This window comes from Dactylosporangium sp. NPDC051485 (assembly GCF_040682015.1).
Classification (GTDB): domain Bacteria; phylum Actinomycetota; class Actinomycetes; order Mycobacteriales; family Micromonosporaceae; genus Dactylosporangium.
In genome coordinates this window covers 43,177-67,825 of the sequence record NZ_JBFAZW010000039.1, presented here as the reverse complement: position 1 = coordinate 67,825, position 24,649 = coordinate 43,177, and the positions used below count along the sequence as shown (strand labels likewise).

The 24,649-nt window shown below is 72.4% G+C and carries 23 protein-coding genes; 10 read left to right on the top strand and 13 right to left on the bottom strand.

Features of this window, described 5'->3' with window-relative positions; translation table 11 throughout:
- Window positions 1-40: 40 nt before the first annotated feature.
- The 3 genes from AB0M46_RS22830 to AB0M46_RS22820 all read right to left on the bottom strand — a co-directional run bounded on the left by AB0M46_RS22830 (window position 41) and on the right by AB0M46_RS22820 (window position 2,884).
- Complete coding sequence (locus AB0M46_RS22830; protein ID WP_363338964.1) at window positions 41-1,120, bottom strand: NDP-sugar synthase; 1,080 nt, start codon at window positions 1,118-1,120, stop codon at window positions 41-43.
- Window positions 1,121-1,176: 56 nt separating this feature from the next.
- On the bottom strand, window positions 1,177-2,373 hold the full coding sequence (locus AB0M46_RS22825; protein ID WP_363338963.1) for an NAD-dependent epimerase/dehydratase family protein: 1,197 nt from the start codon (window positions 2,371-2,373) through the stop codon (window positions 1,177-1,179).
- A 172-nt stretch (window positions 2,374-2,545) separates the two neighbouring features.
- Complete coding sequence (locus tag AB0M46_RS22820; protein WP_363338962.1) at window positions 2,546-2,884, bottom strand: metalloregulator ArsR/SmtB family transcription factor; 339 nt, start codon at window positions 2,882-2,884, stop codon at window positions 2,546-2,548.
- Window positions 2,885-2,928: 44 nt separating this feature from the next.
- Between AB0M46_RS22820 and AB0M46_RS22815 the strand changes: the two genes are divergently transcribed.
- Window positions 2,929-4,359: a serine hydrolase domain-containing protein gene (locus tag AB0M46_RS22815; RefSeq protein WP_363338961.1), complete on the top strand. Its 1,431-nt coding sequence runs from the start codon at window positions 2,929-2,931 to the stop codon at window positions 4,357-4,359.
- A gap of 33 nt (window positions 4,360-4,392) precedes the next feature.
- On the opposite strand, the gene AB0M46_RS22810 is transcribed toward AB0M46_RS22815, so the two are convergent.
- Genes AB0M46_RS22810 through AB0M46_RS22800 form a run of 3 tightly spaced genes read right to left on the bottom strand, consistent with a single transcriptional unit; the run spans window position 4,393 to window position 7,350 of the window.
- Window positions 4,393-5,637: a cytochrome P450 gene (locus AB0M46_RS22810; RefSeq protein ID WP_363338960.1), complete on the bottom strand. Its 1,245-nt coding sequence runs from the start codon at window positions 5,635-5,637 to the stop codon at window positions 4,393-4,395.
- Window positions 5,634-7,046, bottom strand: a complete 1,413-nt coding sequence (locus AB0M46_RS22805; protein ID WP_363338959.1) for a class I adenylate-forming enzyme family protein — start codon at window positions 7,044-7,046, stop codon at window positions 5,634-5,636. The genes AB0M46_RS22810 and AB0M46_RS22805 overlap by 4 nt, the downstream gene beginning before the upstream one ends.
- A 46-nt stretch (window positions 7,047-7,092) precedes the next feature.
- Window positions 7,093-7,350 carry an acyl carrier protein gene (locus AB0M46_RS22800; RefSeq protein ID WP_363338958.1) on the bottom strand — a complete coding sequence of 86 codons (258 nt, stop codon included), beginning with the start codon at window positions 7,348-7,350 and terminating at the stop codon, window positions 7,093-7,095.
- Window positions 7,351-7,571: 221 nt separating this feature from the next.
- On the opposite strand from AB0M46_RS22800, the gene AB0M46_RS22795 reads away from it, so the two are divergent.
- From AB0M46_RS22795 to AB0M46_RS22755, 9 genes are all read left to right on the top strand, one after another.
- Complete coding sequence (locus AB0M46_RS22795) at window positions 7,572-8,330, top strand: alpha/beta hydrolase (RefSeq protein ID WP_363338957.1); 759 nt, start codon at window positions 7,572-7,574, stop codon at window positions 8,328-8,330.
- Window positions 8,327-8,995, top strand: a complete 669-nt coding sequence (locus AB0M46_RS22790) for an alpha/beta hydrolase (protein WP_363338956.1) — start codon at window positions 8,327-8,329, stop codon at window positions 8,993-8,995. Before AB0M46_RS22795 ends, AB0M46_RS22790 begins: the two co-directional genes overlap by 4 nt.
- Window positions 8,996-8,998: 3 nt before the next feature.
- Window positions 8,999-10,135: an acyl-CoA dehydrogenase family protein gene (locus tag AB0M46_RS22785; protein WP_363338955.1), complete on the top strand. Its 1,137-nt coding sequence runs from the start codon at window positions 8,999-9,001 to the stop codon at window positions 10,133-10,135.
- Window positions 10,135-10,404, top strand: coding sequence for an acyl carrier protein (locus AB0M46_RS22780; protein WP_363338954.1), 270 nt, complete (start codon window positions 10,135-10,137; stop codon window positions 10,402-10,404). Before AB0M46_RS22785 ends, AB0M46_RS22780 begins: the two co-directional genes overlap by 1 nt.
- Window positions 10,401-11,912, top strand: a complete 1,512-nt coding sequence (locus AB0M46_RS22775; RefSeq protein ID WP_363338953.1) for an amino acid adenylation domain-containing protein — start codon at window positions 10,401-10,403, stop codon at window positions 11,910-11,912. The genes AB0M46_RS22780 and AB0M46_RS22775 overlap by 4 nt, the downstream gene beginning before the upstream one ends.
- Window positions 11,902-13,293: an AMP-binding protein gene (locus tag AB0M46_RS22770; RefSeq protein WP_363338952.1), complete on the top strand. Its 1,392-nt coding sequence runs from the start codon at window positions 11,902-11,904 to the stop codon at window positions 13,291-13,293. Before AB0M46_RS22775 ends, AB0M46_RS22770 begins: the two co-directional genes overlap by 11 nt.
- A gap of 50 nt (window positions 13,294-13,343) precedes the next feature.
- Complete coding sequence (locus tag AB0M46_RS22765; RefSeq protein ID WP_363338951.1) at window positions 13,344-15,200, top strand: ABC transporter ATP-binding protein; 1,857 nt, start codon at window positions 13,344-13,346, stop codon at window positions 15,198-15,200.
- Complete coding sequence (locus AB0M46_RS22760) at window positions 15,197-16,996, top strand: ABC transporter ATP-binding protein (RefSeq protein ID WP_363338950.1); 1,800 nt, start codon at window positions 15,197-15,199, stop codon at window positions 16,994-16,996. Before AB0M46_RS22765 ends, AB0M46_RS22760 begins: the two co-directional genes overlap by 4 nt.
- Window positions 16,997-17,113: 117 nt before the next feature.
- Entirely contained in the window at window positions 17,114-18,043 is a 930-nt protein-coding gene (locus tag AB0M46_RS22755) for a hypothetical protein (RefSeq protein WP_363338949.1), read from the top strand.
- A gap of 58 nt (window positions 18,044-18,101) precedes the next feature.
- Here the strand turns inward: AB0M46_RS22755 and AB0M46_RS22750 are convergent, their stop codons facing one another.
- The 7 genes from AB0M46_RS22750 to AB0M46_RS22720 are packed head-to-tail and all read right to left on the bottom strand — an operon-like array spanning window position 18,102 to window position 24,607.
- Window positions 18,102-18,806, bottom strand: coding sequence for an HAD-IA family hydrolase (locus tag AB0M46_RS22750; RefSeq protein ID WP_363338948.1), 705 nt, complete (start codon window positions 18,804-18,806; stop codon window positions 18,102-18,104).
- Window positions 18,803-19,510, bottom strand: coding sequence for a hypothetical protein (locus AB0M46_RS22745; RefSeq protein ID WP_363338947.1), 708 nt, complete (start codon window positions 19,508-19,510; stop codon window positions 18,803-18,805). Before AB0M46_RS22745 ends, AB0M46_RS22750 begins: the two co-directional genes overlap by 4 nt.
- 9 nt (window positions 19,511-19,519) lie before the next feature.
- Entirely contained in the window at window positions 19,520-20,635 is a 1,116-nt protein-coding gene (locus AB0M46_RS22740) for a radical SAM protein (protein ID WP_363338946.1), read from the bottom strand.
- The gene (locus tag AB0M46_RS22735) at window positions 20,628-21,857 is read right to left on the bottom strand and encodes a glycosyltransferase (protein WP_363338945.1); all 1,230 of its coding nucleotides are present in this window, start codon (window positions 21,855-21,857) and stop codon (window positions 20,628-20,630) included. The genes AB0M46_RS22740 and AB0M46_RS22735 overlap by 8 nt, the downstream gene beginning before the upstream one ends.
- Window positions 21,854-22,222 (bottom strand): AraC family ligand binding domain-containing protein, encoded by a 369-nt coding sequence (locus tag AB0M46_RS22730; RefSeq protein ID WP_363338944.1) that lies wholly within the window; start codon window positions 22,220-22,222, stop codon window positions 21,854-21,856. Before AB0M46_RS22730 ends, AB0M46_RS22735 begins: the two co-directional genes overlap by 4 nt.
- Window positions 22,223-22,226: 4 nt before the next feature.
- On the bottom strand, window positions 22,227-22,970 hold the full coding sequence (locus tag AB0M46_RS22725) for an SDR family oxidoreductase (protein ID WP_363338943.1): 744 nt from the start codon (window positions 22,968-22,970) through the stop codon (window positions 22,227-22,229).
- Window positions 22,967-24,607, bottom strand: a complete 1,641-nt coding sequence (locus AB0M46_RS22720; RefSeq protein WP_363338942.1) for a thiamine pyrophosphate-binding protein — start codon at window positions 24,605-24,607, stop codon at window positions 22,967-22,969. The genes AB0M46_RS22725 and AB0M46_RS22720 overlap by 4 nt, the downstream gene beginning before the upstream one ends.
- Window positions 24,608-24,649 lie beyond the last annotated feature (42 nt).

Genomic DNA, 24,649 nt, shown 5'->3' with positions numbered 1-24,649 from the left:
CGGTTCGCCGGCCCGGTGAGACACCACGGGGCCGCGCCGCTCAGTCGAGGCACTCCGCGAAGCGGACAGCGCCGTCGCCGAGCACCGCGTCCTGCCAGACCCGCAAGCCGTGGCGCAGCTCGTTACCCGCCCCGAGGGACGCGTTGTCGCCGACCACCACACCATCGAGTACGCAGTCCGCGCCGATGACCGCGTCGACGCCGACGATGCTGTGGCGAACGTGCGTGCCGGCACCGATACGGGCGCCGGCGCGCACGATGCTCCCGAAGACCGACGCGCCCGGTTCGACACGGGCGTGCTCGCCGATCACGGTGCCACCACCCAGTTCCGCACCGTGGGTGACCGCACCGGGCATCAGCCTGAAGTTCCCCGCAGCACCGCCGACCGGCGAGCGCATCACGCCGAGCACCACGTCGGCCGACGCGCGGACCAGCGACTCGGGCCGCCCCAGATCCGCCCAGTACCCGCCGCAGGCGTACCCGTGCAGATGCGCGCCGTCGGCCAGCAGCCGCGGAAACACCTCGCGCTCGGTCGAGACCGGACGGTCGCGGGGAATGCCGTCGATGACATCGCGCCGGAACAGGTAGACGGCGCCGTTGACGAACTTTCCGGCGTGGTCCTCCTCGGCCGGCTTCTCCACGAAACCCCGCACCCGGCCGCTGTCGTCGACGGTCACGCTGCCGAACTGTCTCGGGTCGGGCACCTCGATCAGCGGCAACGACACGTCGGCCCGGGCCGCGGTGTGCGCCTCGGCAAAACCGCGCAGATCCAACGCGGTCAAGATGTCGCCGTTGACGACCAGTACCGACTCGCCGGCGCCGGTCAGCGCCTGGGCCGCGTGCCGCACCGCGCCGGCAGTCCCGAGCGGCTCCGGCTCGAACCGGTGCTCCACCCGGATCCCGCTGCGGTCACCCAGATACGCACCGAAAACCTCCGCCCGGTACGACGTGGCGAGCACGACGTGTTCAATACCCGCCGCCTGCACCTGCGCGAGCTGATGCGCCAGAATCGGCACCCCGCCCACCGGCAGCAGCGGCTTGGGGGTCCGCAGCGTCAACGGCCGCAGCCGGGTACCCGCCCCGCCGACCAGGATGATCGCTTCGGCGACGCGATGTCCCATGCCGGCCGCCCGAACCGGTGGATGGAGACCGTGCGGAGCGTCGCGGCCCGGAAGGCTCACAGCGGCTCGCCGGCGCATTGCGCTCGCCCGTCGAGCTGGATGAGGTCGGGGTTGGCGCTGGCCCGGAATCGTTGGGCGATGCCGACCGCCTCCTGCCAGATTCCGTCGCGAAGCAGCGTCGGGGCGAATCCCAGGGCGGCGAAGCTGTCGTTGGCGACGGCGAGGGAGTTGCGGGCGTCCTCGACCCTGGGGTTGTCCACAAAGGAAACCTCCGCTCCCGTCTGCGTGGCGACCATGGTCGCGACGTCCACGACACGCAGGCATTCGGCCACCTGGTTCCGGATCCGGGCCCGCTGCCCGGGCGCCGGCGGGTTCTCCAGGGCGAGATTGACGCAGTGCACGGCATCCGGGAGGTGGATGAACGCGCGCGTCTGCTCGCCGGTGCCGTACACGGTCAGGGAGTGCCCCATCGCGGCCTGCACGAGGAAGCGGTTGACCACGGTACCGAAGATCGAATCGTAGTCGAACCGGTTGATCAGCACGTCGCTCAGGCTGGTCAGCCGGGTCTGGCTTCCCCAGACCACGCCTTGGTGCAGGTCGGTGATGCGCATGCGGTCGTGCCGGGCGTAGAACTCGAACAGTTGCGCGTCAAGGCATTTGCTCAGGTGGTAGACGGAAACCGGCTCGAAAGGATGCAGGATCTCCACCTCCCGGTCCGGGTGCGCGGACGCCGGCACCCTGACGGTCAGGTACCCCTCCGGCATGGTCCAGTCCTTTGAGGAGTAGCCGTACACACCGACCGAACCGATGTGCACGATGTGCACCGGCAGTCCTGACTGGCTGATCGCCGACAACAGGTTCTGGGTGGCCATCACGTTGTTGCGCACGCTGTAGTTGCGGTGCGCGGGCGTCAGCATGGAGTACGGCGCGGAGCGTTGCTCGGCGAGGTGCACGACCGCGTCCGGTCGATACTCCTCGAGCAGGCCGACCAGGCCGTCGAAGCCGATGGATGCGTCCAGGTCGACGAAATCGATCGACCGGCCCGACAACGCGCGCCACGCCGCCAGCCGGGCGTCGGGGCCGTGGATCGGAGTCAGGGAGGAGGTGCCCAGATCGGCATCGATTTTCCGCCGGCTGAGGTTGTCCGCAATGATGACACGACGTCCTCGATCTGACTGATCCAGGGCGACAGGCCAGCCGCAGAAGCCGTCCCCGCCGAGAATCAAGACTGTCTGAGGCTCTGTACGAGGCATGCGCGATTCCTTTGGACTTGGAGAGTGCAACACAGGGACGCCGCGGCACGCAGCGCCGCCAACGGGCCCAGCCAGTCCTTGCCGAGCAGTTCGAGACCTGGGGTTCAGGGACGGGGGTGTGCGACCGCTCCCCCGGTGTTACCGAACGCCGTTGACGTGTGTGGTCAGATCGCTAGCCGGCCTCGGCCGCGGAACGCTCGGCGAAGGCCAGCATCTCGCTCACCATCCGGCGCAGGTGCGGGTCGGGCAGCGAGTAGACGACGCGGCCGTCCGCCTTGTACGACGTGATGAGCCGGGCCAGGCGCAGCCGGGACAGCTGCTGGCTCACGATGGCCGCCTCGAGACCGACGTGCGCGGTGAGCTCGTTGCGTTCCGCGTCTCCCTGCGCCAGTGCGTGCAGCAGCGTGAGCCGCGTATGATCCGTCAGCAGGCGAAGCGTCTCGGCCGCCGCCGCGACATGTTCCGCCGCCGGTCGGCGAGCACCGGTCGAGCGGTTGTCTTGGACATCCACGATCCGAACGTAGCATGAGAATCCGCGCCTGTTGATTGGTCACGATGACGCCAAACCCTTTGCCAGCAAGCTCACCCGCGCAGCAGGGCGTCGCCGCAGCCGGCCTGCAGTCCTTTTTGGACACCGTCGGGAAAGCGCCCGGCATCGAACTGCACGGCCTGGTCGTGCTGCGCCACGGCCACGTCATCGTCGACGCGGCCTGGCATCCGTATCGCCGGGATCGGGTACATCAGCTCTATTCGCTCAGCAAGAGCTTCACCGGCGCCGCCGCCGGACTCGCCGTCGCCGAGGGGCTGCTCGACCTCGACGCCCCGGTCGTCTCGTACTGCCCGGAGTTCGCCGCCGACGTCGCCGACGGCGGCAGCCGGTCGATCCTGGTGCGGCACCTCGCCTCGATGACCACCGGGCATACCGGCGACACCTGGACCCGGGCGGTCGTCACCGATCCCGCCGAACCGGTCCGCGGCTTCCTGCTGCAGCCGCCGCAGCGGCCGCCGGGGTCGGCGTTCAGCTACCAGCAGGCCGCGTCGTACGTGCTCGCGGCGCTGGTCCAGCGGGCCACCGGCGGCCCGCTCACCGACTATCTGCGGCCCCGGCTGTTCGACCCGCTCGGCATCGAGGACGCCCGCTGGGAGCGGTACGCCGGCCGCGACCTCGGCTTCAGCGGGCTCTATCTGACCACCGGCGCGGTGGCCCGCCTCGGCCAGCTCCACCTGCGACGCGGACGGTGGGGTGAGCGCACGCTGCTGCCGCCGGAGTGGGTGGACGAGGCGGCGCGGACACAGGCCAGGACGTCGGGCAACGGTCCGGACTGGCAGCGCGGCTACGGCTTCCAGTTCTGGCAGTCGCGGTTCGGCTACCGCGGCGACGGCACCTACGGCCAGTTCTGTCTCGTGCTGCCCGAGCAGGACGCCGTCGTGGCGATCACCGCGGGCGCCACCGACATGCAGGGCTTGCTGGACGCGGTCTGGGCGCATCTGCTGCCCGCCTTCGCGCCGCGGTCGCTTGACGCCGGCGCCGACGACGCCCTCGGCGCACGCCTGGCCACGCTGGAGCTTCCGCTCCCCCCGACCGCCGGCGCCCCCTGCCCGGCGCCCGAGTCGTGGGCGGACGCCACGTTCACCGCGGCCGGGCGGGTCTGTCAACCACAGCCGTCGCTGCGGCGGGTCACGGTCACGGCGCAGGGCGACGGCTGGCGGGTCACGCTTGCCGAGCCGTCGTCACGCCTGGATCTCACGCTCGGCGGAGGCGGCTGGACCACGATCGAGGCCGACGCGGCGAGCCGGACACCTCCGTGCGCGGTGAGCGGAGGCTGGACCGGCCCGGAGACGCTCGCCTTCGACGTCGTGTTCCTGGAGACTCCGCATCGGCTGGCCGTCACGTGCTCGCTGCGCAACCGCACCTTCCAGGCGCACTGGCACACGCCGCCCCTGGGCACCGGTCTGCTCCGCGACCTGCGGGCCCCCGACACCTGAAGGCCCTCCGATCCCGTTGCCGGTCGCTGCGCGTCAGCCCTTCAGGTGCACCGGAAACTCGGTGTAGCCGCGGATCTTCCGGTTGATCAGCCGCACCGGCTCGCCGGCCGGGGCGATGCCCGGATAGCGCCCGTAGATCCGGGGAAAGGCGGACTGGCCGACGGTCCGGGCCAGGTATTGTCCGACGCACGCGTGGAAGCCGTTCCCGAAGGAGGCGACCCGTCGCGTCCGGGGGCGGTGGATGTCGAAGACATCCGGCTCGGCGAAGTGCACCGGATCGCGGTTGGCCGCGCCCACCACGGCGGTGACCTCCATCTCCGCAGGCAGCGCCAAACCGTTGATGGTCGCGTTCGGGCCGGTGATCCGGCCGACCGTCTGGATCGGTGTGTCGAACCGCAGCACCTCCTCCACGAGGTCGTCGGTGAGCCCGGGGTCGTCGATGAACGCGCGCGCCTGTTCGGGGAAGCGGAACAGCGCGTCGAGCCCGTTGGTGAGCAGACTCAACGTCGGCTGAACCCCCGCGACCAGCAGCAGGATCAGCATCTGCAGCAACTCGTCCTCGGCGAGCGCGTCGCCGTCCTCCCGCGGCCCCACCAGTGTCGAGATGACATCGTCCTGCGGCTCGCGCCGCCGTTCGGCGATCAGCTCCGTGAGGTACGGCGTCAGCTCGTTGGCGGCCCGGTCGGCGGTCTCGAAGTCGGCGAGGGTGGTGTTCAGGTTGATCAGTGCCGTCATGCCGATCGCCGGGCCGATCAGCCAGCGCCACTTGCTCCGGGGCGCGCCGATGAACGAGGCGATGACGGCCATGGCCAGCGCCCGGGCCAGCTTGTGGAAGTCGTAGCCGCCGCCGTCACTGCGATATGGCTCGATGTCGTTGAGGTGCTCGTCCACCAGCGCATCCACCTGCAGCCGGAACAGCTTGACGCGGGCCGGGCTGAAGACACCGCTGACCTGGCGCCGGAGCCGGGTGTGGTCGGGCGGATTCCGAAAGATCATGGAGCTGCCGAAGGTGCGCAGCGCGCTGTGCTCGCGCCAGTTCGGCATGTACTTGTCGCGCAGGTCGAAGTCGTCGGCCGGGAAGGCCGGGTCCCGCAGGACCTGCAGGCAGTCGTCGTACCGGGTGAGCACGATGCTGCCGTACTCGCTGAAGTGCATCGGGCTGAGCCGGCGCAGCTCGTGGTACCGCGGGTACGGGTCGAGGATGCCCACGGGCTCGCCCAGCTCACGGAGAATTCGGGCCGCCTCCCGATGGGCGTTGTCGGTGGACGAGTAGGTCATGAAGGCTCCCCCGCGTGCGATGACTCGGTTTCCCGGAACGTCCGGTACAGCTCGCCCCGGCGCACCTTGCCCATCTTGGTGCGCGGAATCGCGGCGACGGAAAGGACGTGGTCGGGCGGATAGGCGCAATCTGGTGTACGCAGTTCCGCGGTCAGCCGCGCAATCTGCCGGTCGACCGGATCGCCAACGACAAACAGCGCGATCTCGTCCCACATTCCCGGGCTCGGAATACCGACCACGGCCAATTCGCCGGCATTCGGGACCAGCCCGTGATAATGGTCCTCAATGGCCTGCGGGGCCCGGCGTCCGCTCTGCAGGAATAGCAGTTCCTTGGAGCGGCCGACCAGGTGGATCTCGCCGCTCGCGTGCACGAAACCCCGGTCGCCGGTGTCCACCCAGCCATCGTCGAGGAAGGTCCGCTCCGGCACCCGCGCCGGCGGGAAGTAGGACATCGCGGGCAGGTCGCTACGGCGGATCTGGATATCGCCCTCGGCGCCGTCCGGCACCGGTCCGCCCAGCTCGTCCACGATCCGGACCTCGGTGCCCGGCAAGGGCCGGCCGATCGAGTTGGGCGTGCGCGGGTCGAACACCTTCAACGTCAGTGCGGAGCCGGACTCGGTCAACCCGTACAGGCAGGCCAGCCGGGCCGCCGGGAATGTGTCGACCGTCGTCTGCGCGATCCGGGTCGGGACAGAGCCGCCGACCGTCTTGATCGTGCGCACCTGCCGGGCCCACTCCACTGGGACGACGTCGCGGTGCTGTAGCAGCGCGGTCAGCGAGTGCGGGGTCAGGTGCAGCTCCACGGCGCCCCGCCGCGCCGACTCCGCGATCAGCCCTTCGGGCGTTGGCGCCCACACGCTGGTCACGGCGCGGGCGAGGTGGTGCAGGAAGACGCCGTGCACGCCGGCCGACGCCGACCAGGGCACCCCTCCCTGCCCCACCACCGCCGGCCGGGCGCCGCGACGCGGGAGGGGCAGCGCGTCGGCCCACTGCCGGTGCGTCGACAGCACGGGTTTCCACGATCCGGTCGTGCCGGAGGTGAACACGACGTCGAGCACGTCGTCGTCCGCAAACTCGGACCGCTCCAGCGGGCCCCCGTCGACAAGCCCGCCGTCCCGGCCGACGACCAGCTCCGGGCCGAGGGCGGCGGCGGGCTCGAAGTCCCTCTCGGGCACCAGGACCGGGACCGCGCCGGCCCAGACGGCTCCCAGGTAGAGGCGCGCGAACTCGCCGAGCGAGAGGTCTGCGCACTCGACGACGATCAGGGCGTTGCGGCGCACTCCCTGTTCGCGCAGCCCGCCGGCCGCGGCCTGGGCGGCGGCGCGCAGGCCGGCGGCGGTGATCGGGGGCTGCCCGGGCTCGCAGATCAGGGCCAGGTCAGCAAACCGCTCGGCAATCTGGTCGAGCACCGCCGGAATGGTCGACGGTCGCGCAGGCATCGCCATGTCGACCAGCTCAGCCGGCGGCCGGGGCGGCCGAGCGCGCGTCGAAACACCGGTCGGCGATATCCGTCACGGTCTCCGCCTCGAAGAACCAGATGATGGGCGGCACGAAACCGTCGCGCTCGACGATCACGTTGACCAGCACCGCGGCGGTCAGGGAGTCGCCGCCGGCGTCGACGAAGTTGTCGGTCGGCTCGACCGGTTCCTCGAGCACCTCACTCACCAGCGCCCTGAAGCCTTCCCGGTAGGCGGCACGCCCGTCGTCGGTCATGCGGATTTCCTTCCCCCATGGCTGCCTGTGGCGCAGCGAAAACGCCGATTTGGGCGGACCGTATCGGCACTTCTTGCCGAGTGTCAATGTCGCAAGTGGACAGTGCCCAAACACCGTTGACACCTCGCGCCGCAGCTCGTTACCGTCGCCCCGCACTGGCCGCATCGGATAGGACTTGCATGGATGCTCGCGCGTATTTCCTCGAACACCAAGGAGAGCGCATGTTTGTGAGCGTCGCCGTGCCGGAAGAAGACAATGGTGGCGCCGTCATCGTCTGCCCGTCGTTGATGACCGATGCGCTCGCCGGTTATCGCGCCGAGGTACTGCTCGCCCGATCGCTCGCCGCAAAGGGGCACGCGGCCATTCGGATGCACTACCGCGGCACCGGGCACAGCGACGGCGACGGCGCCGTCACGTTCGACAGCATGGTGGACGACGCGATCCGCGCGGCGGACGAGGTCGCGCGGCACGGCCGGCCCGTGGCCTTCGTCGGCTCGCGGCTCGGAGCGTTGGTCGCGGCCGCCGCGGCGGGCCGCCGTGGGGCGAGGGCCCTGGCGATGTGGGAGCCGGCGACCGAGGCGGAGCTCTACTTCCGCGAGTCGGTCCGCGGTCGGCTGATGCGGGAGACCGTGCAGCGCAACCGGACCAAGGTCACCGCGCGCGGCCTGTTCGCCGAGCTGGCCGGCGGCGCGACCATCGACGTGCTCGGCTATCCGCTGACCCCGCAGCTGTACGAGAGCTTCGCCGGCCGCACCCTTGCCGCCCTGCTGGACGCCACCAGGTGCCCCGCGTTGGCGGTGCACTTCGGCCGGTCGCAGGCGCATCAGGAGGCCCTGGCCAACCTCGCGGCGAGCCACGGCCTCGAGGTCGACGCCGTACCGGCGGCCATCGACTGGTGGCTGCTGGACAACGGCCGCCTGCCGCCGGAGGCGCTGATCGAGCACACGTCGGGCTGGCTGGCCGAGCAGGTGGGGCGATGACCGCCCGCGAGCTGCCGATGTTCCTGGACGCCGGTACCCACCAGACCTTCGCCGTGGTGACCGAACCGGAGTCGCCGGCGGGAACCGGGGTGGTCCTGCTGGCCGGTGCCGGGATCGCCGCGGTCGGCAATGCCCGGCTGTGGGTCGGCCTGTCCCGCGAGCTGGGTGCCCGCGGCCATTGGGTGGTGCGCCTCGACCACCGCGGCGCGGGCGAAAGCACCGGCGAGGTGGGCGATCTCGACCTGACCGAGCCGTTCACCGCCGACGCTCTGGCCGCCGCCGGCTGGCTCGCCGGGCGGACGCCCGACGGCATCGCGCTGGTCGGCGAGTGCTTCGGCGCCCGCACCGCGCTCGACTGCGTCGGCGCACTCGGCCGCCCGCGCGGGATGGTGCTGCTGTTTCCGCCGGTGGCGATGGGCGCGCGCGACGAGGCCGGTCGACGGGATCTGCGGGACAAGCTCGACCGGGCGATATCCGCCGGCGTCCCGCTGGCGGCGGTCTACGGCGCGGACGACGTGGACCGGCCCGAGTTCGAGGAGCTCGTCAAGGGCCGGGTCCCGGTCGCGGTGGAGCCCGGGAAGCTGCACGGGATCGCCAGCATCGAGGCGCGCGACGGCGTTCGCCGGCACATCATGAGCGCCCTGCACCGATTCGGCCTGGGGTAGCGGATGGACTTCGGATGGAGTGCCGAGCAGCGCGAGCTGCGCGACGTGGTTGACCGCTTCGCCGGGCGCGAGCTGGGCGGCGTCCCCGGCGATGCGGCCGAGTTCCCGGCGAAGCTGTGGAAGCGCTGCGCCGCCGCCGGCATTCAGGGCCTTGCGCTGCCCGAGCCGTACGGCGGCAGCGCGGCCGATGCGCGCACCACCGCGCTGGCCATGGAGACGCTCGGCCGGCATTGCCGCGACTACGGCCTGCTCTTCTCGCTCGGCGCACAGATGTGGGCGGTCCAGCACCCGATCGCCCGGTTCGGCACCGAGGAGCAGAAGCGGCGGTACCTCCCGTCGCTGTGCGACGGATCGCTCGTCGGTGCCCACGCGATGACCGAGCCCGGTTCCGGGTCCGACGCGTTCGGCCTGACCAGCACCGCCGGGCGCACCGAAGACGGTTGGGTGCTGGACGGCACCAAGTCCTTCGTGACCAACGCACCGGTGGCATCGCTGTTCCTCGTCTTCGCCACCACCGACCGCGCGCGCGGCGCCACCGCGATCTCTGCGTTCCTGGTGCCCCGCAACACACCGGGGCTGACCGTCGGGCGACCGGTGGCGAAGATGGGCCTCGCCACCTCGCCGATGGCCGACGTGGCCCTGTCCGGGTGCCGGGTCGGCAACGACGCGATGCTCGGCCGTCCGGGGCACGGCCTTGCCATCTTCCTGTCCGCCATGGCATGGGAGCGGACACTGATCCTCGCGCCGGCCCTCGGCACCATGCAGCGACAGCTCGACCAATGCGTGGACTTCGCCCGGCAGCGGCGGCAGTTCGGCCGGCCGATCGCGTCGTTCCAGGCGGTCTCGCACCGCATCGTGGAGATGCGGCAACGCCTCGAATCGGCCCGGCTCGCCCTGTACCGGGCGGCGTGGGCGCTGGACACCGGCGACCGGTCGACCGCCGACGGCGCGCTGGCCAAGCTGGCCGTCAGCGAGGCCTTCGTGGCGTCGAGCCTGGACGCGATCCAGGTGCACGGCGGCGCCGGCTACCTGGTCGACGTGGGCCTGGAGCGGACCTTGCGGGACGCGGTGGCCGGCCGGATCTACTCCGGCACTTCCGAACTGCTCATGAACATGATCGCCAACAAGATGGGCTTGTGATGCCGCAACTCGACTCGGCCGACGTCATGGCGACCATTCGCGACCACCTGCTGCAGACGGGCCACTGGGCCGACCCGCCCGCCGATCTCGCGCCCGACTATCCCCTGCTCGACTCCGGGGTGCTCGACTCCCTGGGGCTGATGCGGCTGGTCGCCCACATCGAGGAGCGGTTCCCGATCCGCATCGACGACGTGGACATCCTGCCGGAGAACTTCGAGGACCTGGCGTCGATCGTCCGGCTGGTGCACGAGAAGGCGCTGGTCGAGTGAGCGGGTACCTGCTGCACCACTACGTCGAGGCGGCGACGCGGCGGCATCCCGCGTCGGTCGCGGTCTTGGCGGGCGGGGCCTCCTGGACCTACGAGCAGCTCAACGCGCGCGCCAACCAGATCGCCCACGGGCTCCGCGACCGTGGCGTGCGCCGCGGCGATCGGGTGGGCGTCCTCGCGGCCAAGTCGCCGGAGACGATCGCCGCGCTGCACGGCGTGCTCAAGTCGGGCGCGGCCTACGTCGCGCTCGACGCGAACGCGCCGGCCGAGCGGCTCCGACGGATCGCCGCCGACGCGGGCCTGGCGGCGGTGCTCACCGACAGCCTTGGCGCAACCGGGCTCGGCGTCCCCGAGATGTCCGTCGACCGCGGCTTGTCGGGCTTTCCCACCGACGACCCGGGCATCGCGCTCATCGACAGCGACCTCGCCTACGTCCTCTACACGTCCGGCTCGACCGGCGCTCCCAAGGGCGTGATGCTGACCCACCGCAACGCCACCGCGTTCGTGCAGTGGGCGGCCGGCGAGTTCGGCCTCACCGCGCGGGACCGGCTTTCCAGCCACGCGCCGCTGCACTTCGATCTGTCGATCCTCGACATCTTCGGCTCGGCGTGCGCCGCGGCGTCGGTGGTCGTGATCCCCGCGAAGGCGGCGGCCTTCCCGGTACGCCTGGCCGACCTGATCGACCGGCACGGCATCACCGTGTGGTACTCGGTTCCGTCGGTGCTCGCCGGCATCGCCACTCGCGCTGCGCTGCGGCCCGGCGCGCTGCCCACGCTGCGCACCGTGCTCTTCGCCGGCGAGGTGTTTCCGGTCGGCCAGCTTCGGACGCTGATGGCGCTGCTGCCGCACGCCCGCTTCGCCAACCTCTACGGACCCACGGAGACCAACGTCTGCACCTGGCACGAGGTCGCCGAGCCGCCGGCGGACGGCTGCCGCCGGATCCCGATCGGCCGGGCCATCGACAACACCGAGGTGTGGGCGGTCGGCGCGGACGGCCGCCGGGCCGGCCCCGGCGAGACCGGCGAGCTGTATGTGCGCGGCGCGACCGTGATGCGCGGCTACTGGAACGATCCCGGGCTCACCGCCGAGCGGCTGGTGCGGCAGGGCACGGGCCTCATGCCGGACGAGGTCGCGTACCGCACCGGCGACCTGGTGGAGGTGGCCGCCGACGGCGGGTTCACGTTCGTCGGCCGCCGCGACAACCAGATCAAGCGGCGTGGCTACCGCATCGAGCTGGGCGACATCGAGGCCGCGCTCGCCGCAGTGCCGTCGGTGGCCGAGAGCGCGGTGGTGGCGGTGCCGGACGCCACCGGCGGGGTCGAGATCGAGGCGTACGCCGTGTTGGACGCCGGCGGCGAACCGGCCGGCCTGCTGCCCGCGCTGCGCGAGATGCTCCCGGCCTACATGCTCCCGGACCGCCTCCGGACCGTCGATCACCTGCCGCGGACGTCGACCGGCAAGGTCGACCGGCAGGCGCTCGCGCCGCGCGGCACCGGCAGTGCTCGCTGAGGCGCTGGCCGGGCCGGCTTGCCTGGTCATGGCGGCCGCGGGCCGCGCCTGGTCGATGCCGGAGCTGGCCGACCGGGCCGCGGGGATCGCGCGGGCGCTGCGGCCCCGGCTCGGCGACGGGCCGCGCCGGCTCTGGCTCGCCACGACCGCAGCGGACGAGCTGCTCGCCACGGTGCTCGCCGTCGCCGGCACGCACTCCTGCGTCCTGGTCGACCCGGACCTCACGCCATACGAGTACGACACGCTCGCCGCGGCCGCCCCGCCGGCGGCCGTGCTCGCCGGTCCTGCCCGCAGCCCGGTGCAGACCTGGGCGCAGCGACGCGCCGGATCGGCCCCCGGTGGCGTCGTCCCGGCGCCCGGTCTCGGGCTCTTCACCTCCGGCACCACCGGCCGGCCCACCCTGGTCGAGCTGACGGTCGAGCAGGTCGTCGCGGCGGCACGTGGCGTGGCGGGCCGGCTGCGGCTCGGCCCCGGCGACACCGGGCTCGCCCTGAACGAGCTCAACCACACGCTCGGCTTCGTCACGACGCTCCTGGCGCCCCTGCTGGCCGGCGGTCGCACGGTCGTCCGCGGCCTGCACGAGCCGGGCCCGCTCGGCGTGGTGACCGCGACGTACCGGCCGACCTGGTGCGCCTCGTCGCCGACGTTGTTCCGCCGACTCCTGCGCCTGGCGGACACGGGCGGGCTCGCCATGCCCGGAATCCGGCTGCTGCGGGCCAGCTCGGCGCCGCTCACCCCGGTCCTGCAGCAGCGGCTCGGCGAGCGGTTCGGTGCGCCGGTGCTCAACGCGTACGCGATGACCGAGGCGCCCGGTGAGATCGCCTCCCAGCCATTGCCGCCGGCGGCGAGCCGGCCCGGCACCGTGGGCTGGCCGACGCTGTGCGAGGTGTCCGTGCGCGACGCCGCCGGGCGGGAGCTGACCGGCGCCACCGGCGAGATCTGGGTGCGCGGACCGACCGTCGCGCACGACGCCCGTGGGCCGGACGGCTGGCTGCGCACCGGCGACCTCGGCATCCGCGACGCCGGCGGCGAGCTGAACCTGATCGGCCGCAGCGACGATGTCATCAACTACGGCGGCAAGAAGTTCGCGCCGCAGGAGGTCGAGGCAGTCGCCGAGCTGCACCCGGCCGTCGTGGAGGCCGTCGCCTTCCCGGTGCACGACGACTCGCTCGGTGAGAAGGTCGGCTTGGCCGTTGTGCTCGGCGCCGACGTCAGCCGGCGCGAGCTGCGGGCGCACCTGCTCGGTCACCTCTCCCCCGGCAAGATCCCGCAGATGATCCGCAGCGTCCCGGCGATCCCGGCCAATCGGCGCGGGAAGGTCCTGCGCCGGCGCATGGCACAGCTGCTCGCGGCCCTTCCCGACACCCGTGAGCTGCCCTGATCGGGGCCGCTCGCCTTGCCGCATCCGTTGCTGCGCAATACATTCCAGCCGTGAAGACCTTCCGCTCGGCGGTTGCCGACCGGCTCCTGCTCCTGCGTAGCCTCCGCGATGCGGGCATGCCGCTGATGCTCGGCGCCGGGCTCATCGTCATCATCCAGGCCCTGCTGCCGCCGGCGACGGCGGTAGCGATGGCCGCGCTGGTGGGCCGCTTCACCGGGCAGTCCACATTGCACGGGTTCGCTGCCGGTGCCGCGCTCCCGCTCGCGTTCTTCGGCGCCGTACTGCTGGCCGGGCACATGCTCGACACGTTCGTGATGCCGCTGCTCCTCCTCATGAAGGCACGGATCGACGGCGCTCACCGGGCGCGGGTGGCGCAGTGCGTGCTCGCGACACCGGCCATCGCCCCGGTCGAGGACAGCCGCGTGCAGGACCTGATCCGGCTGGCCGCGGCCGACCCCGCCACCTGGACCGAGCGGACGCCCGGCGACGGGGCGCTGGCCCAGTTCATCCTGCTCACCCGTTACTTGTCGGTGCTGGTGAGCGCCGCCGTCCTGGCGGCGTACGCGCTCTGGATCGTGCCGGTCCTGCTCGTGCCGTCGCTGCTGGGTCGCGGGATGCGGCGCCGGCAGTGGCTGCGGCTCAGCCGGCTCTGGGCGGACGGGGTCACCGACGGGCGGCGCGCCGAATACTGGCGGGAGCTCGCCACCACCCTGGCCGGCGCCAAAGAGGCACGCGTCTTCGGCTTCACCGACGTCGCGGTCGGCCGGATGGAGCACCACGTCGAGGCCCGCTTCACGCCGATCTGGCGGCTCACGCTGACCTTGCTGCGCACCCAGTGGATCAGCTTCCTGCTGGTCGCGGTGCCGCTGGCCGTCGTCTACTCCGCGACCGTGCTCGGCGTGGTCGGCGACGGGCGCAGCCTCGCGCTCGCGACCGCGGTCCTCGCCGCGGGCTGGTCGGTCTTCTCCATGATCGGCGGCATGCAGGACGCCTTCGACATCGAAGGCGTCCGGCCCGTGCTGCACGCCCACCGCGACCTGCGTGCCGCACTCGCCCCACACCGCGAGCACGGCTCGCGCGCACTCCCCGCGGATGGGGCGTCGCCGCCGGTCGTGGAGTTCCACGGGGTCTCGTTCCGCTACCCGGGTGGCCCGCGGCCGGTGCTGCAGGACCTCGACCTTCGGATCGTTCCGGGCGAGCTGCTGGCCATCGTGGGGCTCAACGGCGCCGGCAAGACCACGCTCACCAAGCTGCTCGCCGGCCTCTACGAGCCCACCGCCGGCCGCATCACGGTCAACGGCGCCGACCTGCGCGAGCTCGACCCGGCCGCCTGGCGCCGCCACCTGTCGGTCGTCTTCCAGGACTTCGTGAAGTACGAGCTGTCCGTGACCGACAACGTCTACTTAGGACGGAGCGGGCCGCCGCATGACCCCGCTGCGCTGGCCCGGGCCGCCGACGAGTCGGGCCTCACCGACCTGGTGGAGCGCCTCCCGGCGGCGTGGGACACGTACCTCGCGCGCTCGCGCGAGGGCGGCGTCGACCTCTCCGGCGGCCAGTGGCAGCAGGTGGCGCTGGCCCGCGCCCTGTACGCCACGCACGCCGGCGCTTCGCTGCTCGTCCTCGACGAACCCACCGCGCACCTCGACGTGCGCACCGAGTTCGAGGTCTTCGGCCGGCTCGCCGGCCGGGCCGGCGACAACACCGTCGTGCTCATCTCGCACCGGCTGTCGACCGTGCGGCAGGCCGACCGGATCGTGGTGCTCGACGGCGGCCGGGTGGCCGAGTCCGGCTCGCACGACGAGCTGATGAGCCTCGGCGGCCTGTACGCCGACATGTTCGCCCTGCAGGCCGAGCGCTTCGCGAACGGGTACGACGACCGCATCGACAACGAGGTGGTGCCACGATGAGGCGCTATGTGACGCTCTGGATCAGCCTGATGCGGCTGAGCTGGCGCCGGCACCCGGCCCTGACCGGGCTGGCCCTCGGCTCCCTGCTGCTCGACCTCGCCACCTTCGCGGCGGTCGGCCTCACCCTGCGGGCGGCCGTCGACAGCGCCTCGTCCGGCGCGGCCACGGCCGCGGTCGCCGGAGCGGCCGGGCTGGCCGTGTGCTACGGGATCACCACCCTGCTCGGGATCGTGACGCACAACGTGCGCGCGCAGGTGGCCGAGCGGGTCAGCCTGCTCGAGCTCGACCCCGAGTTCGTGCGCCTGGTCAACCGGATCGAGACGATCGAGCATCTGGAGCGCACCGACTTCCTCGACCGGATCACCGTGCTACGCAACGGCTCCGGCGGCATCGTCGACTCGGCCTGGGGCGCGGTCGAGACCGTGCTCGGCGTCTGCCGGCTGATGGTGACGCTGCTGCTGCTCGGCACGGTCGATCCGTGGCTGCTGATGCTGCTCGTCTTCGCGGTGGCCCCGCTCTGGTTCGACCAGCGCTCGAGCGGGCCGACGAGCCGGGCCGAGACCGCCGCGGCCGAGTCGGTGCGGCTGCAACGCCACCTGTTCACGCTGGCCACGACCGCCTCCGCGGGCAAGGAGATCCGCATCGCCGGCGCCGGGGCGGAGCTGATCCGCCGGCAGCGCGCGGCGTGGGACGACGCTGCACGGGTGCGGTTCCGGGCGCAGTGCGTGGCCGCGGCATGGCGGGCCTGCGGCTGGATCGTCTACACCGCAGGATTCGTGGCCGGCCTGCTGCTGGTGGTGCGGCGCACCGCGGCCGGGCAGGGGACGCCGGGCGACATCGCGCTGGCCATCACCGTCGCCGCCAGCCTGCGCATCGCCGTCCAGCAGACGCTGAACCGCGCCACCGGTGTCGTCGCGTACCGCCGTCTGCTCGACCCGTACCTGTGGCTGCGCGACTATGCCGCCGAGCACACGCCCGCCGGCGAGGGAGCGCCGGCGCCGGACCGGCTCGCGGACGGGATCGTGCTCGACCGGCTGACCTTCACCTATCCGGGCACCGATCGGCCGGCGTTGCGGGACGTCAGCGTCCGGATTCCGGCCGGCACGTTGGTGGCCGTCGTCGGCGAGTACGGCTCCGGCAAGAGCACCCTGGTGAAGCTGCTGTGCAAGTTCTACCAACCGGACTCGGGGGCGATCCGGGTCGACGGCGTCGATCTGCGGCACATCGGGACGGCGAGCTGGCGGCGACGGATCAGCGCGGCCTTCCAGGACTTCGGACGCTACGAGACAACGCTGCGGGACGTGGTGGGCCTCGGCGACCCGCACCGGCTGGACGACACCGAAGCGATCGGCCGGGCCGTCACCGACGCCGACCTGGACGCCGTGGTGGCCGGGTTGCCGGACGGCCTCGACACGCCGGTGGGCGAACAGTTCGGCGGCGTCAATCTCTCCGAGGGACAGTGGCAGAAGACCGCGCTGGCCCGCGCCTGCCTGCGCGACGGGCCGGTGCTGTTCGTCCTCGACGAGCCGACGGCCTCCCTGGACGCACCCAGCGAACACGCGATCTTCCAGCGCTACATGACCCGCGCACGGCAGCTGGCGGCGAGCACCGGCGCGGTTACGGTGATCGTCTCGCATCGATTCTCGACGGTGTCCGGCGCGGACATGATCATGGTGTTGCGCGACGGCGCACTGGTGGAGTGGGGTTCGCACGATTCGCTGCTCGGCGCCGACGGCCTGTACGCCAACCTGTACGGCATCCAGGCGACGGCGTACGACGCGAGCCCCCGCGGCTGACGGGACACGCCGGGCCACAGCGCGCGTCATCGCGTACGTTCGGGACGCTTCAACAGCGGATAGCAGCACTTGAACACCCCGGCGGGCGGCAGCCGCGGGCGAGGAACGGGGAAACGCATGGCGGTAACCGACGATCCCGCGCCGGACCAGTGGCGCATCGGGGTGGAGCGGACCCGCGCGGTCCCCGCGCAGCTGAAGAGCTTCAACCAGACCGACGCCGATGCCGCCCGGACACACGGCATGACGGCCGCGTGCCTCGACCGCCTCACGGACCTGGGGCTGGACCACCACCGCGAGGGCCGCGAACGGCTCTTCGACGACCGCGATCTCGCCAACATCGCCCTGCTGCTCGGCCTGCCCACGCCGCTGCGGCGGACCATGAGCTCGTGGTCGCAGACGCTGCTGCACAAGGCCGAGGGCACAACCACCCGCCGGTCCGTGCAGCTGCTGGCCAAGTGCCCGGAGCCCGGGCATGCCGGGGCCTGCGAATACGAGCTGAATCCGGCGATCGGCCGGTGCAGCGTGCCGGGCTCGTTGCACGAGCGGCAGGCCGGCCGGTACACGTTCCAGATCGAGACGCCGAATGCGGATCACTTCCTGGGCCCGGAGCACGGCGAGTTCGTTGCGCGCATGTCCGCCATGGAGTTCCATTTCATTCCGCCCGCGCTCACGCACGACCTCGACTTCGCCACCGCGACCGGGCTGGCCGACTGCCGGCTGGGCGCCCTGCTGGCCCGGCAGGTCGCCACCGCACTCGGCTTCGAGGTCCGCCCCCGCAACGGCTACTTCCTCGCCGGGCCGTACATGCTCTGGCACAACTGGATCGAGATCCTGGACGGAGACTGGTTCGCCGTCGACCCGTTCTGGCTCACCACCCTGGCCCGCTGGCAGGTGCCAGGCATCGAGGCGTGGCCGACGGTGCGCTCCCCGCAGCCGCTGCTCTGGCAGCCGGCCGACGAGCAGGACGGCCGTGACTTCTACTACCTGCTCAGCCACAACGGCGCGCCGATGCGGCCGGCGATGATGTCGGCGCCGTGCCGGAGCTGACCGCTGGAACACAACGCCGGCAGCTCCGGCGGCGCCAGGCCCTGACGCCGCGACACGGTCATCGCAGGTCACCATCGGGACGCTGCGGCCGGTCGGCGAGCAGCGACGTGAGGACGACACCGTCCAGGCCGGTACGCACCTCGTCGGCGAGGCTGAAATCGAGGCCGGCGGTGAGTGGCCCGGGCACCGCGAGGCAGCGCAGGCCGGCCGCGCGGGCGGCCCGGACGCCGTGCGGGCTGTCCTCGATCGCCAGGCACCGGTTCGCGGTCAGGCGCAGGCGGCGCAGCGCGTCGCGGTATCCGTCCGGCGCCGGTTTCCGGCGGGCGACGTCCTCGCGACACAGCACGAGGTCGAACTGGCCGGCCACATCGAGCCGGCGCAGATGCGCAAGCACCCAGGCCCGGCTCGAGGAGCTGACGACCGCAGTGGCGATGCCCATCCGGCGCGCGTCGGCCAGCAGCTCGCGCACTCCCGGGCGTGCCTCTAGCAGGCCGGCCCGTTCCAGGTTGCGCGCGCTGATCCGCGCGGCCGCCGCCTCCGGCGCGAAGCCCGGAGCGCCGCCGGCGGCCGCCACCGCGGCCGCGACCCGCGCCGCGAGCGGGCTGGGCGGATCGAGAAAGCTGAGCTTGCGGTAGGCGGCGAGGTCGGCCACGATGCCGAGGCCGCGCAGCTCCACGCACCAGGCTTCCCAGAGGCTCGTCTCGGTGTCGACCAGCACGCCGTCGAAGTCGAACAACAGCGCGTCGGGTCGTCCGGGGGTCACCAGCGTGGCCCTCGCCAACCGCCTTGGGCGACCACCGCGGCGCTCAACGCCACCAGCGGCGCGAGATCGTCGCCGAGGAAGGGCCGCAGCAGGCCGGTCTGCTGGAGAAACGGCCGCCCGAGCAGCGTCCCGAAGAGCAGGTCGGCCAGGAAGAAGACGGTGACCTCGCGGATCGGCCGGAGCCGGAGTGTCTCCTCGGCCTCGACCGGCACGCCGGGGAAGTCGTGCCGGATCCCGACGACCCCTTCCGCGGTGGCGATCAGGACCCGAACCTCGGTCCGGATGGTGGCCGGGAGAGCGGCGAGCACGGCCCGCACGGTGTTGCCGGACATCAGCACGTCGTCCAGCACGCACACCCGTGCCTCGCGGTGCAGGCCGGCGCCGTCGGCGCCGGAGATGGCCACGCCCTGCGTGCGTCCGTCGGCGCCGTGTTGCCGCGCGGTGCGCATGCGCAGCACGCGCCCGCCGGCCGGCGCCCGCGCCCACAGCCGGTCGGGCCGCGTGCCCACCAGCACGTGGACATCCGCCGCGGTGCCGGCCGCCCGCGCCCACATCTGTTCCAGGGCCGGGAAACCGATGTAGTGCAGGTGGGCCGGGACGGTCGCCGCGAGCCGGCCGGCCTCATCCGCCACGAGCGCCTCGAGCGCGGCCTCGTCCGCGCACGACCCGAGCAGTGGGAGGTCGTTGACCAGGTGCAGTTCCACCGGGGCGGCTCAGCGGGGGCCCGGTGCCGGAGACAGGTTGAGCCGGTAGCGTTCCAACGCCGGCTCGAAGACGTCCTCGAAGTCGACGTTGCGGTGCTGATAGCAGGCGAAGCAGCCGTGGAAGTCGGGTCGGTCGGCCCGGTCCGGTGCGGCGTGCCAGCGGCGCAGTTCCTGCCAGCGCGGGCCGTTCCAGATCTCGCCGAGGTCGTCGGCGGCCAGGTCTCCCATGCTGTAGTGCTGCATGATCGGCCCGATCAGGTGGTCGCAGTAGCCGACGCTCCCGTCGTATCCGACCGTGAGGTACGACCAGGGGTGGATGCAGGCGGGCGCGTTCTTGCGCACGCCCACGCACCGGCCCAGGCTGGTGCCGGCGAACAGCTCGACGCCCAGTTCGTCGGCCACCGTCCGGGTCGCCTCCACAGCGGCGTCCACCCGATCGGCCAGGCCGTCGAGACCGGCCGGATCGCCGGGCCGCACCGTCACCTCGTTGAGCACGATCTGCCGGACACCGACATCCGCGGCGTAGCGCACCAGGTCCGGCAGATGGTCCAGGGTCGAACGCTGCATCGTGGTGATCATCCGCAGCGAGTCGGCCGGCGCGTTCACTTCGGCGAACCGGGCCACCATCAGGCGCAGGTTCTCGGTGATCAGGGAGAGCCGAGCGCCGCTGCGCACCTCGTCGAGCACCGCCTGGTCGGCCGCGTCCAGCGAGACATCCACCAGGGCGCCGACCTCGACCAGCAGGTCGAGCGTGGCCGGCCGGCGCAGTGACATGTTGGTGACCACCCGGCAGCGCGCCTGGTACGAGGCGATCCGGCAGATGATCTCGTCGATGTCGGTCACCAGCAGGCTCTCGCCCCAGCCCCGGATGTCGACGACCTCCGCGGTCGGGAACAGCGCGGCGGCGACCTGGTCCAGGATTCCCCGGTCCATCTCGCGCTCGCGGTAGCCGATCTGCCGGGACCGGCACATCGGGCAGCGCAGATTGCAGCCCTGCGTCAGCTCCACCATCACGAACCGGGGCCGGCTGCGCAGGGTGAGCGCTTGCGCCCGGCTCTCGGCGAGGTTGAGGCGGCCGTTCTCCTCCTTCAGGCGGCGATAGTCCACCGTGGTGTCGTCAGGCATCTCGCTGTCCCTCCGTCGCAGTGCGGTAAACCTCCAGGTGCCGATCGATCGGCCGATCGGGCTGGAAGGCGTGCATCCAGGCGGCGCCCTCGTGTCCCATCCGCTGGCACAGCTTCCGGTCGGCGAGGCTGCGCATCGCGGCAGCGAGCTGCGGCACGGAGCCGGGCTCGACCATCAGGCCGGTGCGTCCGTCGATGACAGAGTCCGGCAGCGCGCCGATCCGGGAGGCGATCACCGGCAGGCCCGCCGCGTACGCCTCCAGCACCACGAAGCCGAAGGTCTCGACCCAGGTGGACGGGCAGAGCAGCGCGTCGGCCCGGCGATACAGCTCGTGCCGCTGCGCGCCCTCGGCGGGCCCGTGGAAGGTGACCCGGGGGTCGGCGGCGGCGAAGTCGGCCACCGTCGGCGTGAGGACGCCGTCGCCGGCGATGTCCAGCAACACGTCCAGCTCGGGCATCCCGCGCAGGGCCGCGATCAGCTGCTGTACGCCTTTGTAATTGTCGAGCCGGCCGACGAACAGCAGTCGTACCGGTCCGGCCCGCTCCTCGGCGGCGCGGCGAGCCGCGGCCTCGCGCGGATCGCCCCATTCCAGCGGGATGAAGTGCGGCACGATCGTCGACGGCACGCCGTGGAAGTAGTCGTCCCCCAGGTAGGCGTCGAGCGCGAACCGCGACGGCGCCACCACGTGCCGCACGCCGGTCGACAGCCGCCGATGCCACCACTTGAATCCGCTCACCGGCCACGGGCGCCGGCTGTGGATCTTGTCGGCCGTGTCGGCGCGCTGATAGGCGTTGAAGTTCCACAGCGAGAACAGCTCGTGCACGGTCTGCACCACCGGCACCCGGTGCCGGCGCAGCACGCCCAGCACGGTTGGGGTGAGTCGGCGCAGCATCTGCACGTGGCAGAGGTCCGGCTGGAACTGCCGGACGACCGCCTCCACCCGGCGGGTGACGAACGGGTTCTGGATGGCCAGGGTCTGGTTCACCAGATAGCGCGGGCCGTCCGGCACGGTCTTCGGCAGCGCCGGCGGCCGCACCCGGAAGACCTCTACGCCGTCGATCCGCTCCTGCGCGTCGGTCTCGCCCTGGCACAGCACGGCCACGGTCCGGCCCTCGTCGGCCAGCGCCTTGGCCAGGTGCCGGGTGTGCGTCTGCGTGCCGCCGACCGTCCCGTCCACGTAGTTGCCGTTGACGAGGAGGATCCGCTGCGGTTCGGCGTTCACCGGGCGGTCTCGGCGCCGTCGGCGGCGAACGCGAAGGCCGGCTCGAGGATCTCCCGATCGGTGTCCAGCAGCTCCTGCGGCCAGTGCCAGTGCCCGAGCTCCAGCTCCCCGTCGAGGCAGCGGAACGCGTGCGGGCAGCCGGGCGCCATGATGAACAGGTCGCCCGGGCCGATCGTCTGGTGGTGTCCGGCGATCGTGATGTACCCGTGCCCCCGGCGGATCAGGGTCAGCTGGCCCATGGTGCCGTGCCGGACCAGCGGGTGCGGGCTGTCGGCGGTCAGCACCTGACTGCCCTCGCCGAGCCGGTCGAACATGTCGAGCAGGGCGGGCAGCACCGCGTCGTCGATACGTACGTACTGGAACATCGGGTCACTCCATCGTCAGGGTTCCACAGACGTTGACGGCCTGACCGTTCACCGCACGGCCGGCAGCGGTGCCGAGCCAGAGCACCACGTCGGCGACCTCGGCCGCCGTGAGCAGCCGGCCGAGCCCGGTGCGCCCGGCCATGCCCTGCTGGTACGCACCGGGGTCCAGACCGTGCCGGCGGGACAGCTCGCTGCGGCCCTCCCGGGCGGATCCGGTGTCCACGGCGCCCGGGCAGACGCAGTTGGCGTGGATGCCCGCGCCGGCGCACTCGGCCGCCAGGCTTTGCGTGTAGGCGATCAGCCCCGCCTTGGCCGCGCTGTAGGTCGGCAGGTACGCGACCCCGGTCCGCCCCGCGGTGGACGCGACGTTGACGATCGCGCCGCCGCCGGCTGCCCGCATCCCCGGGAGGACCGCGGCGCACAGCAGCATCGGCGCGGTCAGGTTGAGCGTCACGTCCCGGCCGACCCGCTCCGCGTCGAGATCGGCGGCGGCGACCGGCCTTGCCCCGCCGGCGTTGTTCACCAGCAGGGCCGCGGCCCGGCCACGCTCGTCGAGGCGGCGCCGCACCGCCGCCGCGGCCAGGGCGGCGTCGTCCGGATCGGACAGATCGTGCCGTACGAACTCGGCCCCGGCCGGCTCGGTCAGCCCGACCACGAGGCACTCGTAGCCGGCCTCGCGCAGCCGGTGCAGCACGGCGGCGCCGATGCCGCTGGAGGCGCCGGTGAGCACGGCGATCGGCGCCGTCACGCCGGCACGTCCTCGATCCAGGCCCGCATGCTCGCCGGGACCTCGTCGGCCCGGCAGCGCACCTCGACACCGACGGTGCCCGCAAGGGCGAGCGCCTCGCGGAACACCGGCTCCACCTGGTCGGGCCGTTCCACCAGGAGGTGCCGAACGCCCAGCGCACCCATCCAGCGGCCGAAGTCGATTTCCGGGATGTCGGTGGCGAGCGTGTCCCCGTTGAAGTCCTGCTGCTGGCCGAGCCGTACCCGCGCGTGCGAGGCGTTGTTGAAGACCACGGTCAGCAGGTTGAGCCCGTGCTCGGCGGCGACCGACAGCTCGGCGCCGTGCATGAGCATCGAGCCGTCGCCGGTGATGCAGACCGTGCGGCCGGCCGGGCGGGCGAACGCCATGCCGACGGCGGCGCCGATCGCCCAGCCCATCGCGCCGATGCCGCAATTGAGCTGCAGGCCGCCGGCGAGCGGCGCGCGGTGCAGCGAGATGGTGTCCAGCCAGTGGTTCCCGGCGTCCGGCACCACGACGGTGTCGTCGGGCAGCAGCGCGGACAGCCGGGCGACCGCGCCGGACATCGACGCTGCCCCGTCGAACTCCGCGCCCAGCGCCGCGGACGCGCGCCGGCCGCGGTCCTGGAACCTGGCGACGAGTTCCGCAGCCGGTCCGGCGACCCGCTCGCCGCGTTCCCGGCGCGCGGCGTCGGCCAGCGCCGGCGCGACCCGGGTCAGGTCGCCGTGCAGCGCGATGTCGGGCGTCGCGCGCAGCCCCAGCTGGTCGGCGTCGACGTCGGCGCGGATCAGGGTCGCCCCGGCGAGCAGCGGCTGCAGCGGCGTCGCGTAGAACGCGGAAAGGCTGGCGCCGAGCACCGCGACGACGTCCGGCCGGTACTCCTGGACGGCGGCCACGATGTCTGAGCGCTGGCCGGGCCCGAGGTGTCCGAGCAGCAGCGGGTGCGTCGCCGGCAGGCAGGAAACGGCCTTCGTGGTCGTCACCACCGCAGCGCCCGTGGCCTCGGCCAGCCGCCCCACGTCGGCGCCCACCCCGGCCCGGGAGGCGCCCCAGCCGGCAAGCACCAGCGGCCGCTCGGCCCGGCCGAGCGCGGCCGCCGCGTCAGCGAACGGCCCGTCCAGGACGGCGGCGGTGACGACGGGTCCGGGCGCGGGCGCGGGTGCGCCGTCCGTGGCCGCGGGCACCGGGATGTCCTGCTGCTGCAGGTCGATCGGGATGCTGAGGTGGACCGGACCGGGGCGGCCGGACAGTGCCAGGCCGATCGCGGCATCGATCAGGAAGGCCGCGTTCGCCGGATCGATGATCTCGATGGACTTCTTGGTGATCGGCGAGAACAGCGCGGCCGGCGATACCGCCCGGTCCAGGATGTACGACTCGAGGAACGCGCCACGGCCGTACGTGGCGGTGGGGGCCTGGCCGGTGATCACCAGCAGCGGCACCGAGTCCCGGTAGGCGCAGGCCACGCCGGTGACGCAGTTGGTCATGCCGGGACCGATCGTGGCCAGCACGACGCCGAGCTTGCCGGACAGCCGGCTGTACCCGTCCGCCATGAAACCTGCACCCGACTCGTGCCGCGCGAGCACGATCTGCGGCGCCTTCGTGAAGGTCTGCCACACCGGCATGACGAAGTATCCGGGCACCCGAAGGCGAACTTCACGCCCATGGCACACAGCCGCTGATGG

What these genes read in the sequence shown, in the direction of transcription:
- AB0M46_RS22830 (WP_363338964.1), bottom strand. Translation starts at nt 1,120, where the DNA reads ATGGGACATCGCGTCGCCGAAGCGATCATCCTGGTCGGCGGGGCGGGT.
- AB0M46_RS22825 (WP_363338963.1), bottom strand. Translation starts at nt 2,373, where the DNA reads ATGCCTCGTACAGAGCCTCAGACAGTCTTGATTCTCGGCGGGGACGGC.
- AB0M46_RS22815 (WP_363338961.1), top strand. Translation starts at nt 2,929, where the DNA reads ATGACGCCAAACCCTTTGCCAGCAAGCTCACCCGCGCAGCAGGGCGTC.
- AB0M46_RS22810 (WP_363338960.1), bottom strand. Translation starts at nt 5,637, where the DNA reads ATGACCTACTCGTCCACCGACAACGCCCATCGGGAGGCGGCCCGAATT.
- AB0M46_RS22800 (WP_363338958.1), bottom strand. Translation starts at nt 7,350, where the DNA reads ATGACCGACGACGGGCGTGCCGCCTACCGGGAAGGCTTCAGGGCGCTG.
- AB0M46_RS22795 (WP_363338957.1), top strand. Translation starts at nt 7,572, where the DNA reads ATGTTTGTGAGCGTCGCCGTGCCGGAAGAAGACAATGGTGGCGCCGTC.
- AB0M46_RS22790 (WP_363338956.1), top strand. Translation starts at nt 8,327, where the DNA reads ATGACCGCCCGCGAGCTGCCGATGTTCCTGGACGCCGGTACCCACCAG.
- AB0M46_RS22785 (WP_363338955.1), top strand. Translation starts at nt 8,999, where the DNA reads ATGGACTTCGGATGGAGTGCCGAGCAGCGCGAGCTGCGCGACGTGGTT.
- AB0M46_RS22780 (WP_363338954.1), top strand. Translation starts at nt 10,135, where the DNA reads ATGCCGCAACTCGACTCGGCCGACGTCATGGCGACCATTCGCGACCAC.
- AB0M46_RS22760 (WP_363338950.1), top strand. Translation starts at nt 15,197, where the DNA reads ATGAGGCGCTATGTGACGCTCTGGATCAGCCTGATGCGGCTGAGCTGG.
- AB0M46_RS22755 (WP_363338949.1), top strand. Translation starts at nt 17,114, where the DNA reads ATGGCGGTAACCGACGATCCCGCGCCGGACCAGTGGCGCATCGGGGTG.
- AB0M46_RS22740 (WP_363338946.1), bottom strand. Translation starts at nt 20,635, where the DNA reads ATGCCTGACGACACCACGGTGGACTATCGCCGCCTGAAGGAGGAGAAC.
- AB0M46_RS22730 (WP_363338944.1), bottom strand. Translation starts at nt 22,222, where the DNA reads ATGTTCCAGTACGTACGTATCGACGACGCGGTGCTGCCCGCCCTGCTC.